The organism is Achromobacter sp. Marseille-Q0513 (assembly GCF_018195695.1).
In the GTDB taxonomy this organism is placed as follows: Bacteria; Pseudomonadota; Gammaproteobacteria; order Burkholderiales; family Burkholderiaceae_B; genus Achromobacter.
Genome location: NZ_JAGTJY010000193.1, coordinates 1 through 11,582, shown reverse-complemented (window position 1 = coordinate 11,582; position 11,582 = coordinate 1). Strand labels below are relative to the sequence as shown.

9 protein-coding genes are annotated in these 11,582 nt (G+C 69.2%); 4 read left to right on the top strand and 5 right to left on the bottom strand.

The features are described from left to right. Window positions 1-140: 140 nt before the first annotated feature. Window positions 141-977 carry an aminoglycoside phosphotransferase family protein gene (locus KDH83_RS26180; RefSeq protein ID WP_212321035.1) on the top strand — a complete coding sequence of 279 codons (837 nt, stop codon included), beginning with the start codon at window positions 141-143 and terminating at the stop codon, window positions 975-977. A gap of 37 nt (window positions 978-1,014) precedes the next feature. Here KDH83_RS26180 and KDH83_RS26175 read toward each other — a convergent pair whose 3' ends face one another. Further along, window positions 1,015-1,935 carry a LysR family transcriptional regulator gene (locus KDH83_RS26175; RefSeq protein ID WP_212321033.1) on the bottom strand — a complete coding sequence of 307 codons (921 nt, stop codon included), beginning with the start codon at window positions 1,933-1,935 and terminating at the stop codon, window positions 1,015-1,017. A gap of 117 nt (window positions 1,936-2,052) precedes the next feature. On the opposite strand from KDH83_RS26175, the gene KDH83_RS26170 reads away from it, so the two are divergent. After that, window positions 2,053-2,796, top strand: a complete 744-nt coding sequence (locus KDH83_RS26170; protein ID WP_212321025.1) for an SDR family oxidoreductase — start codon at window positions 2,053-2,055, stop codon at window positions 2,794-2,796. A 45-nt stretch (window positions 2,797-2,841) separates the two neighbouring features. Here the strand turns inward: KDH83_RS26170 and KDH83_RS26165 are convergent, their stop codons facing one another. Next, complete coding sequence (locus tag KDH83_RS26165; protein ID WP_212321023.1) at window positions 2,842-3,753, bottom strand: alpha/beta hydrolase; 912 nt, start codon at window positions 3,751-3,753, stop codon at window positions 2,842-2,844. Between the two features lie 206 nt (window positions 3,754-3,959). After that, window positions 3,960-6,062 carry a TonB-dependent siderophore receptor gene (locus KDH83_RS26160; protein WP_212321021.1) on the bottom strand — a complete coding sequence of 701 codons (2,103 nt, stop codon included), beginning with the start codon at window positions 6,060-6,062 and terminating at the stop codon, window positions 3,960-3,962. A gap of 445 nt (window positions 6,063-6,507) precedes the next feature. Here KDH83_RS26160 and KDH83_RS26155 point away from each other — a divergent pair, with 445 nt between their 5' ends. After that, the gene (locus KDH83_RS26155; RefSeq protein WP_212321019.1) at window positions 6,508-7,392 is read left to right on the top strand and encodes a crotonase/enoyl-CoA hydratase family protein; all 885 of its coding nucleotides are present in this window, start codon (window positions 6,508-6,510) and stop codon (window positions 7,390-7,392) included. A gap of 54 nt (window positions 7,393-7,446) precedes the next feature. Here KDH83_RS26155 and pdeR read toward each other — a convergent pair whose 3' ends face one another. Both pdeR and KDH83_RS26145 read right to left on the bottom strand, forming a co-directional pair. Continuing rightward, window positions 7,447-9,456: a cyclic di-GMP phosphodiesterase gene (gene pdeR / locus KDH83_RS26150; RefSeq protein ID WP_212321016.1), complete on the bottom strand. Its 2,010-nt coding sequence runs from the start codon at window positions 9,454-9,456 to the stop codon at window positions 7,447-7,449. Window positions 9,457-9,668: 212 nt separating this feature from the next. After that, window positions 9,669-10,664 carry a tripartite tricarboxylate transporter substrate binding protein gene (locus tag KDH83_RS26145; protein WP_212321014.1) on the bottom strand — a complete coding sequence of 332 codons (996 nt, stop codon included), beginning with the start codon at window positions 10,662-10,664 and terminating at the stop codon, window positions 9,669-9,671. A 244-nt stretch (window positions 10,665-10,908) separates the two neighbouring features. Here KDH83_RS26145 and KDH83_RS26140 point away from each other — a divergent pair. Beyond that, the coding region (locus KDH83_RS26140; protein ID WP_249205366.1) for a dihydroxy-acid dehydratase at window positions 10,909-11,582 on the top strand (674 nt) is incomplete at its 3' end.

Below are 11,582 nucleotides of genomic sequence, written 5' to 3'. Positions count from 1 at the left end.
CGCGATGCGGATCTTGCGGCACATTTCCCCGGCGTCGATCAGGCTCTTGTCGTCCCGGCGGCCGCCTTCCACATCGACGACCAGTCCTTTCCCCACCGCTGCGCCCCCTGGCCCACCAGCGCCTGCTCGACGCCGGGGGAATGCGCCGCCAGCCCCCCCTCCCCCGCCAGACCGCGTCCCCCGACGACGCCCCGCTCCTCGCGCCCCCCGGCGCCCGACCCCCCACGCCGCCCGCCCGCCTGCTGCCCGTGCTGTACCAGGGCCAGCCCGCCATGCTGAAGATCTCGCACGAACAGGACGAAAGAGAAGGCGGCGTGCTGATGCGCTGGTGGGACGGCCAGGGCGCGGCGCGCGTGCTGGCGCATGACGCCGACGCCATCCTGCTGGAACGCGCCACCGGCGCGCGCTCGCTGGCCGAGTACGCCCGCAACGGCCGCGACGACGAGGCCACGCGCATCATCTGCGATGTGCTGGCGCGCCTGCACGCGCCGCGCGCCAAGGCGCCGCCGCCGCTGCGCACGCTGGAATCCTGGTTCGTCGACCTGTGGCCCATGGCCCAGGCGCAAGGCGGCATGCTGGCCGACTGCGCCCGCCACGCGCGCGCCCTGCTCGACGATCCGCGCGACCCGGCCGTGCTGCATGGCGACGTGCACCACGACAACATCCTGGACTTCGGCGAGCGCGGCTGGCTGGTGATCGACCCCAAGCGCCTGCATGGCGAGCGCGCCTTCGACTACGCCAACATCTTCTGCAATCCCGATCTGGCCGCCCCCAAGCCGCCTGTCGCCATCGTGCCGGGCTGCTTCGACCGCCGCTTCGCGCTGATCACGACCGCGTCCGGCCTGGAACCCCGTCGCCTGCTGCAATGGATCGCGGCCTGGTGCGGCCTGTCGGCGGCCTGGTTCATGGGCGACGGCGACGACGCGGCCATCGACCTGAACATCGCCGGCCAGGCGCTGGCGCGGCTGGCGCGCTGAGTGCCGCCGCGACGGCCATGGGCGCGCTCGCGGCCCGCTAGCTGACCGGCCTGTCTGGCCCGTCCGCGCCGAAGGCCGCCTCGAACAGCTGCGCCAGCCATTGCGTGAACACGCGCACCCGCGCGGACACCTGCCGGTTCTGCGGATACAGCACCGACACCGGCATGGGCGCGGGCGGCAGGCGCGGCAACACGACCTTGAGCTGGCCGTCCGCCAGCTCCCGCTCCACGCGGTAGCGCGGCACCTGGATCAATCCCAGCCCGGCCAGCGCCGCGCCCGTGTACAGCTCGGCCCCGCTCACGCTGACCGCCGCGCGCGGCGTGACCTGCACGCTGCGGCCCTCGACCAGGAAGTCCATGGCCAGGGCGCGGCCCGTGGCGCTGGACTGGTAGTTCACCGCCCAATGCGCGTCCAGGTCCTCCAGTCCGGCCGGCTCGCCGTAGCGCGCCAGATAGGCCGGGCTGGCCACCGTCACCTGCGGCATCAAAGCGATGCGCCGTCCCGCCAGCGACGAGTCTTGCAGCTCGCCGGCGCGCAGCACGCAGTCCACGCCTTCCCGCACCAGATCCACGTAGCGGTCGTCCTCGCCCAGGTGCAGCGTGATGTCGGGGTAGCGCGCCAGGAAGCCGGGCAACCCCGGCATCACGAAATGGCGCGCCAGCGTGCCCTGCGCGTTCACGCGCAGCAGGCCCTTGGGCGCCTTGTCCAGGAAGGCGCCGTCGGCTTCCTCCAGGTCGGCCAGCAGGCGCACGCAGCGCCGGTAGTAGATCTCGCCGTCGTGGGTCAGGCGGACCTGGCGCGTGGTGCGCTCCAGCAGCCGCGCGCCCAGGCGCTGTTCCAGGCGCTTGATCAGATTGGTGACGGTGGCGGGCGGAATCCGCAGATCCTCGGCCGCCTTGGAGAAGCTGTGGCGCTCGGCGATGCGCGCGAACACCTGCATTTCCTGGAAACGGTCCATCAGGGGTCGGCCTATTATTAATGCAAATGAAATTATGTCTGCAAATATAGGCCGATTATTTTTCCAATGGAATAGCGGATCATGGCAAGCATTCCCCCCATGACACGGAGCATTCCCATGACCCAGCAGACTTCCCGGCGCGTCGCCCTCGTCACCGGCGGCTCGCGCGGCATCGGCGCGGCGATCGCGCTGCGCCTGGCCCGCGACGGCCACGCCGTGGCCATCAACTACGCGTCCAGCGCCGCTGCCGCCGAGGCGCTGGCCGAGCAGATCCGCCAGGCCGGCGGCCAGGCCGCCGCGCTGCGCGCCGACGTGTCCGACCCCGGCCAGGCCAACGCCCTGTTCGAGGCGGCCGAAGCCGCGCTGGGCCGGGTCGACGTGCTGGTCAACAGCGCCGGCGTGCTGCATGTGCAGCCACTGGCGCAGACCAGCGACGAACAGTACGAGCAGATGTTCAACATCAACACGCGCGGCACCTTCAACATGCTGCGCGCGGCGGCCACGCGGCTGGCCGATGCCGGCCGCGTGATCAACGTGTCCAGCACCACGATCGCGCTGAACCTGCCCGGCTATGCCGCCTACATCGGCAGCAAGGCGGCGGTGGAAGGCTTCACCCGCGTCTTCGCCAAGGAGCTGCGCGGTCGCCGCGTCACGGTCAACGCCGTGGCGCCCGGGCCGGTGGCCACGGAACTCTTCATGACGGGCAAGAGCCCTGAACTGATCGAGCACTACGCCAAGCTGCCGCCGCTGGAGCGGCTGGGCCAGCCCGACGACATCGCCGGCGTGGTGGCGTTCCTGGCCGGACCGGACGGCGGCTGGATCAACGGCCAGGTGCTGCGCGCCAACGGCGGCGTGGCCTGACGCGGCACGGCGGGCGGACGGGAGCGCTCCCGTCCGCGTCTCCGTTCAGGGACGGCGCGCCTGGCCGGATGCCTCGCCCGGCTCCGGCATGGCGTAACCCTGCGTGCGCAGGAAGTCGCGCACCAGCGGCTTCCATTTCTCGGGCGCATGCGTGAACAGCGAATGGCCATTGGCGCCGTCCGGCCCCAGGCGTTCGAATTGCGCATGGCCGCCGGCGGCGTTGTAGGCCTCGGCCCAGCGCCCCGGCCATTCCGGCCCCCAGTACAGGTCGTTCTCGGTATAGATCCAGAGCATGGGCATGCGGGTGGTCGCGCCGTAGCCCGCATAGGTTTCCTGCAAGCGCTCAGGTCCGCAGGGCTTGCCCGGCGACTTGACCGGATCGCCGCCCGAGCCGCCCGCGAAATTGATGGCGGCGCGCACGCCGGCCGGCCTGGCCGCCGCCAGCGCCACGGTCGAGCCGCCGCCCACCGACTGGCCCAGCGCCACCACATTGGCCGGGTCCACGTCCGGCCGCCGCGCCATCGCCTCGATCACCTGCGCGATCTCGCTGGCCGCGCGGTTGAACATGGGCGTGAAGCGCCGGTCACCGCAAGGGCCGCTGTTTTCCAGGTCGGGACCGCCGGTGGCGCCGTAGCCCAGCCGCACCGGCACGGCCACGACGAAACCGGCGTCGGTGAAATAGCGGGCCGCCGTCGCATAGCGCGCGCGGCCCAGCTTGGCGCGGCCGGCGGCGTCGCCGGCGCGGCCGTGGCTGATCACCATCAGCGGATGCCGGCCCTCGCCCTTGGGCGTGAACACGGTGACGACCAGCTCGCCCCGGGCCTGGCCGCCGTTCTCCAGGGCGACCTGGACCGGCACGCGCACCACGCTTTCGTTGGGCAGCATCTTGGCCTCGGCCTTCGCGCCCTGTCCGGCGCAACCGGACAGCGCGGGCAGCGCCCCCGCCGCACAGGCCATCAGGACAGCCTGGACCAACCCGCGCCGAGGGCGCGATGCCCGGAATGCGGGCCGGGATTCGGGTGTGTTCGACGGGTCGCGCGTGTCTCGCATGGCGAAAGCCTCCGGGCTGGCCGCGGCGGACGGCCCGCGCGCGACAGCAGAAGCCTACCCCTGCCCGTGCCGATTGCAAGCCGGGACTTGCCCGGCTTGCGGCAGCGCCCCGCTCAGAACCGGTACTGCGCGGTCGCCACCACGGTGCGCGGCTCGCCGATGCGGATCTGGCCGGCGCTGGTGGCCGACGCGTAGTAGGTCTTGTCGGTCAGGTTGCGCACCGCCAGGCGCCAGTCCCACTGGCCCGTGCGATAGCCGACCAGCGCATCCCAGCGCGCATAGCCGGGCAGCACCGCCGTGTTGGCGTTGTCGGCGTAACGCTGGCCGACGAAGGTGACGCCGGTTTCGCCGTACAGGCCCTCGGCCGGCTTGTAAGTGAGGAACACGCTGCCGTTGCGGCGCGCCACGTTGCCGACGCGGTTGCCGGCCAGGCCGTTGTTGTCCTCGACGATCGACGCGTTCTGCAGGCCCAGCCCGCCGCGCAGATACCAGTTGCCCTGCAGGCGGCCGGCGGCGGTCAGCTCCACGCCGCGCGAGCGTTGCAGGCCGGTCAGCAGCACGATGCTGGGATCGTTGGGATCGGTGGTGCGGCGGTTGTACAGCTCCAGGTTGTAGAACGCCAGCGTGGTGCTCAGGCGGCCGTCCAGCCAGTCGCTCTTGACGCCCACTTCGTACTGGCGGGTGCGCTCCGGGTCCAGCTCATTGGTATTGCCGCGCGCGTTGGGCGTGATGCCGATGAGGCCGCCGCCGGTGGGCGAGAAGGTCTTGCTGTACGAGGCGTAGAAGGAATGGTCGCGCAGCGGCGTCCAGACCACGCCGGCGCGCGGGCTGACGCCGCTGCTGCTGCGCGAGGCCGAGGCGTCGAGCAGGCGGTTGGTCGAATCGATGTTGAAGCGGTCCAGCCGCAGGCCCAGCAGCACCTGCCAGGCCTCGTTCAGCTTGATCTGGTCCTGCACGTAGTAGCCCTGGGTGCGGACCTTGTGGCGCGCGTCGCTGTTGATCGTCATCGCGCCCTGGTGCTGGCGCGACAGGTCCGGGTCGTACAGGTCCAGCGTCGGCACGGGCTGCGCGCCGGGGCCGCGCGTCGCGGCGGTGTACAGCTTGGGCGAACGATCCTGGTTGGCGAATTCCATGCCGAACAGCACGCGATGTTCGATGGCGCCGGTATGGAACAGGCCCTCGGCCTCGAAGTTGTTGCTGATGTTGCGCGTGCGCAGGTCCTGCTGCCAGCGCGTGCGGCTGACCTTGCCGGTGGCGGCGTTGTAGCCGGTCAGGTAGGTGTTGTCGAACTCGCTGTCCAGCGCGAACACGCCCAGCGTGTGGCGCAGCTGCCAGCCTGGCGCCACCGTGTAGGCCAGGCGCGAGCGGAAGGACTGGGCGCGGTCGTCGATGTAGTCGCGGTCCGGATCGCCATAGACGGTACGGCGGCCCACGTCGGCCGGACGGCCGTTGACGCTGGGGATGCCGCGATCCGGCGTGCGATCGTAGCGGCTGTATTCATACTGCACCAGCCAGTCCAGGTCCGGCGTGATGCGCCAGTTCAGCGATGGCGCCAGCAGTTGGCGCTTGCCGCCGATCTTGTGGCTGAAGCTGTCGGCGTCTTCCTGGCCCACGTTCAGGCGCACGCTGACCTTGTCGCTGGGGTCCGCGCTCAGGTCGCCGTAGAAGCTGCGCAGGTCCCAGCTGCCGCCCTGCGCTTCCAGCGTGGACTCGCGGCCCGGCTGCGGCGCCTTGCTGACGCGGTTGACGATGCCGCCCTGGCTGCCACGGCCGTACAGCACGGCGGCCGGGCCCTTGAGCACCTCGATGCGCTCGATGTTGTGCAGGTCGCGCACGTACTGGCTGTCGTCGCGGATGCCGTCCAGGTAGAAATCGTTGCTGGCGTCGAAGCCGCGGATGCGCAGCGAATCGAAGCGCGTGTCCTGCGCGCTGGAGACGTTGGGAATGCCCGAGAGCGCCTCGCCCAGCGTGCTGACGCCATAGTTCTGGACGTTCTCGACCTTGACGCTGTCGATGGCCTGGGGCACGTAGCGGGCCGGCGTCTGGGTGCGGGTGGCGGTGGTGACCTCCGGCACGCGCGGGTCGTCGACGCTCTGGCCTTCGACGCTGATGGGCTGCAATTGCGCGGTCTGCGCGTGGACGGAAACAAGGGGGATGGCGTGCAGAGCCAGGGCGACGCCCAGGGTCAGGGCGCGCGGCTTGAAGAGAACGTGCATGGTGCGAGCTGCGGTAGTGAGTAGGTCTTATCGAGACGGAATATTATCGAGAATCACTTTCATTCGTAAATAAGAACCTTCTCATAACCAATGCCGCGCGCGCGCCGCGTTGCGGATGGACAACAGCGGTCCATCCTCCTCCTGGCCGTCGATCGTCGGGCGCGGCGCGGCCCTCCCCCATCCGCACGAGTGCGCCGCCGATGCCCGCCGCGCCCTTCGATACCCGCAAACTTGCGAGGGTCCTCATCCCTTGCGCCCAGGCCGTCCTCGTCCGATCGGCCGAGCCCGGGCGCGGCGAGGCCGGCGCGCGCCGATGCACTCGGGTCTTTGGCCTACACGCAAGCATGGCCACACGGAGGAGCGAAGCATGAGGCGGGCGGGAAAGGCTCTGTATTAGGCTGGCCCCGCAGTACTCCGACTCACCTTCATCGATTGGACGACAGCAATGAATCAACTCATGCATCCGGACTGCCATCCTTTTGCCCAAGCTGGCAACCTGAAACAGATCTCCGCCTACTACGAGGAGGGACGACGCGTCATGTGGATGATGCTGCGGGCCCAGCCGCGGCCCTGCTTCAACCATGAATTGATAGACGAGATCATGACGCTGGCCCGCGCCGCCAAGGACTCCGGGCTGCCTATCGACTTCTGGGTAACGGGCTCGCTGATCCCGCAGATCTACAACGTGGGCGGCGACCTGAACTTCTTTTCCGAAGCGATCCGTGGCGGCCGGCGCGAGGCTTTGCGCGCCTACGCGCGCGCCTGCGTCGATTGCGTGCACGCCGCCAGCCGCGGCTTCGACACCGGCGCGATCTCGCTGGCCATGATCGAGGGCACCGCGCTGGGCGGCGGCTTCGAGGCCGCGCTGGCGCACCATTTCGTGCTGGCGCAGAACAATGCCCGCATGGGCTTTCCCGAAATGGCCTTCAACCTCTTTCCCGGCATGGGCGGCTATTCGCTGGTGGCGCGGCGCTCGGGCATGCGGCTGGCCGAAGAGCTGATCGGCACCGGCGAGTCGCACACGGCCGAGTGGTTCCAGGCGCGCGGCCTGGTCGACGTGCTGTTCGAGCCGGGCGACGCCTACAAGGCCACGCGCACCTTCATCGACGTGCTGCGGCCCAAGCTCAACGGCACGCGCGCCATGCTGCGCGCGCGCCAGCGCGTGCTGCGGCTGTCGCGCTCGGAACTGATGGACATCACCGAGGACTGGGTCGAGGCCGCCTTCTCCATCGACCCGAAGGACCGCGCCTACATGGAGCGACTGGTCATCGCGCAGAACCGGCGCAGCGCGGCCGGGCCGGAGGCCGGCATGGAAGCCACCATGCATTGAGCGCCCGCGCGGCGGCGGACGTGGGCGGGCGCCGGGGCGACCCGGCGCGCGCGCTCAGGCGATCAGGTGCAGCCGGCGCCGCCGCGCCAGCCAATCGGTGAATTCGGCCGCCGGCATGGGCTTGGCGTACAGATAGCCTTGCTTGGCGTCCACGCCCAGGGTGTCGAGGAAAGCGGTTTCCTCGGCCGTCTCGACGCCCTCGGCGATCACCTTCAGCTCCAGCGTGCGCGCCACCGCCACGATGGCGCGCGCCAGCGCCTGCGAGACCGGATTCTCGTTGACTCCGCGCACGAAGCTGGCGTCCAGCTTGATCGCGTCCAGCGGGATGCGGGCCAGCTGCGACAGCGAGGAATAGCCGGTGCCGAAGTCGTCCAGGTGCACCCGCGCGCCGAGCTTGCGGAACTGCTTGATCAGCTCGATGGCCGAATGCTCATCCTCGATCAGGCAGCTCTCGGTGAGCTCGATGTCCAGCATGCAGGGGTCCAGGCCGGCGTCGGACAGCGCGCTCATGAACTCGCTGACCAGGCCCTTGTCCTCGAGCTGGCGCGCCGAGACGTTGACCGCGACGCGGATGTTCAGGCCCTCGCGCTTCCAGGCGGCGGCCTGGCGCGCGGCCTCGCGCATGACCCACACGCCCAGCGGCGCGATCAGCCCCGAATCCTCGGCGTAGGGAATGAAGGCGCCGGGGCCGACCATGCCGCGCTCGGGCGACTTCCAGCGCAACAGGGCCTCGACCCCGTCCAGCTCGCCGGTGCGGCCGGACAGCTTGGGCTGGTAGTGCAGCAGCAGGTGGCCGTCGGCCATGGCCTTGCGCAGATTGGTGTCCAGCCACACGTAGTCGGCGTTGCGGCGGTCCATCTCGGGCAGGAACACGCGGTAGGTGTGGCGCCCCGATTCCTTGGCCACGTACATGGCGATGTCGGCGCTGCGCACCACGCTGTCCAGGTCGGCGCCATGTTCGGGATACATGGCGATGCCGATCGAGCAGCTGGTGTAGACCTCGATCAACCCCTGGCGGAACGGCTCGCGCAGCCGCTCGATGATGCGTTGCGAGGTCGCCTCCAGTTCGTGGACTTCGGCGCCTTCCTGCAGCACGATGAACTCGTCGCCACCCAGCCGCGCCAGCGTCTGCCCTTCGGCCAGGCAGCCGGAAATGGCCAGCGCAACCGCCTTGAGCAGCTGGTCGCCGAAGCCATGGCCGTAGTGGTCGTTGATGCGCTTGAAGTTGTCCAGGTCCAGGAACAGCACGCCGCCGCGTCCGCCCTCGCCCGCCGACAGCGCCGCCTGCAGCTGCGCGGTGATGGCATGGCGGTTGGGCAGATTGGTCAGCACGTCGGTGTTGGCCAGCACGCGCAGGCGTTCCTGGGCCTGCCGTTCCTCGGTGATGTCGGTGCCCGAGCAGATCAGGTAGACGCGCTTTTCGCCGCTGCCGCTGGTGACGAACTTGTTGCGGAACAGGAACAGCCTCGGGCCCTTGACCGTGTTGATCAGGCGCTCGACTTCATAGGACTGGCCGTTGCGGTAGAAGGCGGCGATGTTGCGGCGGGAGGCCGAGGCCTCCTCGCGCGTCATGAACATGTCGAACACGCTGCGCCCGACGATGTCCTGCTCGCGCTTGCCGGTGTATTCCTCGCTCAGCTTGTTGAAGCGCTGGACCCGGCCGTGCTGGTCGACGATGACGATGACCGAGTTGGCCTGCGACACCACGGTCTCGGCGAAGGACAGGCCCTCGACCAGGTCCTTGGCCACCGATTCGGTGTCCGAGTAGGCCGACGCGGTGCCGGCCCATTCCTTGGGATTGATCTTGCGCCCGACCAGGTGCAGGCCGATGGGTTCGCCATACAGCTTGACCTCGATGCGCAGGCTGGAAGTGATGCCGGTCAGATCGCGGATGGCGGCGGCCTGCTCCGGGCTCAGCGCCATGGCGATATTGGCCGCGCCCTTGATGGCGGACAGCTCGAAGGCATCGCTATCGCTCGCCAGCCGCCAATATGGGCTGTGCGTGCCGAAGTATTGGTACAGGAGCGACCTGTCGTCCTGATTGTCGTCCTGGATATCGGCCATTGTCTTCCCCCGCGCCGTCTTGGAATGGCTCGCAAAGTACATTACGGCCTAGCCAAGCCGGGGTCAACCACTATATGAGAAAGCAGCGGTTCCGGCCAGCCTCGCGGGGGGATGCGCGAGGGCCGGCCCGGGCTTGCGCCTAACACGAACGTGTTGCAAGCCTTTGCTGGCGGACGCCGCCGGAAGCCCCGGAAGCGCCCGCCGCGATCCGCTTATTCCGGCTTGACGCCGGCCTCGTCGATCACCTTGGTCCAGCGCGCCACTTCGGCCGACACCCGGGCGCCGGCGTCGGCCGGCGTGGTCCAGGTGGCGATGGCGCCCTGGTTCAGCAGCGAGGCCTTCACATCCGGCTTGGCCAGGATCTTCTTCAGCTCGCCGTTCAAGCGCTCGATGACCGGCGCCGGGGTGCCGGCGGGCGCGACGATGCCGAACATGGAGCTGACTTCGAAATCCTTGAGCCCGGCCTCGGCGGCGGTGGGCGTGTCGGGCAGCGCCGGCACACGCTCGGCCGAGGTCACCGCCAGCGCGCGCAGCTTGCCGGCCTTGATGCTGCCCTGGGCGGCGGGCACGGTCTCGATCATGCTCAGCACCTGTCCGCCCATCAGGTCGGTCATGGCCGGGCCGCTGCCCTTGTACGGCACGTGCAGGATCTCCACGCCGGCGGCGCGCTTGAACATCTCGCCGGCCAGGTGCTGGGGCGAGCCGTTGCCGGCCGAGCCCATGGTGATGTAGCCCGGCTTGGACTTGGCCAGGGCGATCAGCTGCGACAGGCTGGTGGCCTGCACGGAAGGATTGACCACGAACACCAGCGGCACGGTGCCGACGATGGACACCGGCGCGAAGCTCTTCTCGACGTCGTAGATGACGCGGCCGCGATACAGGGCGGCATTGATCGAATGGCTGGTCAGCGCGCCCATCAGCAGGGTGTAGCCGTCGGCCGGCGCCTTGGCGACCTGGTCGGCGCCGATATTGCCGGCCGCGCCCGCGCGGTTCTCCACGACCACCGTCTGTCCCAGCGCGCCGGTCAGCTCCTGGGCCAGCACGCGGCCGATCACGTCGGTGGCGCCGCCGGGGGGATAGGGAACGATCAGCCGTATCGGCTTGTCCGGGTAGGCGTCGGCGGCCAGGGCCGGGACGGACGCGCCGGCGCACACGGCCAGCAGGGAAAGCAGCACGGCGCGACGCGCGCCGCTGGCGATAACGGGCATGTAGGTCTCCTGCCGGGATGGGTATAAGAATTGGAACGGACGCCCGGCTCGTCAACCGCGCCAGTGTAGGGGCCGTGACCTGATTGAAGAATCAGAATTTTTCTATCGACTGATCTACCAATCGAATCAATAAAAAGACGGAACCAAAGCACTTGCGGGCCGGTTTCCCAGGTGGCTATGATCTCGGACTCGGATTATCAATAATATTATTGAGATCAAAACCCCGGCCTGACAGAGAACGACGATGACGGACAAGACCAAGGGAACGACCACGCCGGCGCAGGCGCAAGCCGCCGGACAAACGCCCGCGCAAGGCCCCCAGGGCGTGGCGCGCGGCCTGACGAACTACGGCGACACGGGCTTTTCCCTGTTCCTGCGCAAGGCCTTCATCAAGGGCGCCGGCTACACCGACGACGCGCTGTCGCGCCCCATCATCGGCATCGTCAACACCGGCAGCAGCTACAACCCCTGCCACGGCAACGCGCCGCAGCTGATCGAGGCGGTCAAGCGCGGCGTGATGCTGGCCGGCGGGCTGCCAATGGATTTCCCCACCATCTCGGTGCATGAGAGCTTCTCGCAGCCGACCAGCATGTACCTGCGCAACCTCATGTCCATGGACACCGAGGAAATGATCCGCGCGCAGCCCATGGACGCCGTGGTGCTGATCGGCGGCTGCGACAAGACGGTGCCGGCCCAGCTCATGGGCGCGGCCTCGGCCGGCGTGCCGGCGATCCAGCTGGTGACCGGCTCGATGCTGACCGGATCGCATCGCGGCGAGCGCGTCGGCGCCTGCACCGACTGCCGGCGCTACTGGGGCCGCTACCGCGCCGAGGAGATCGACGCCGAGGAAATCGCCGACGTCAACAACCAGCTGGTGGCCAGCGTGGGCACCTGTTCGGTGATGGGCACGGCCACCAT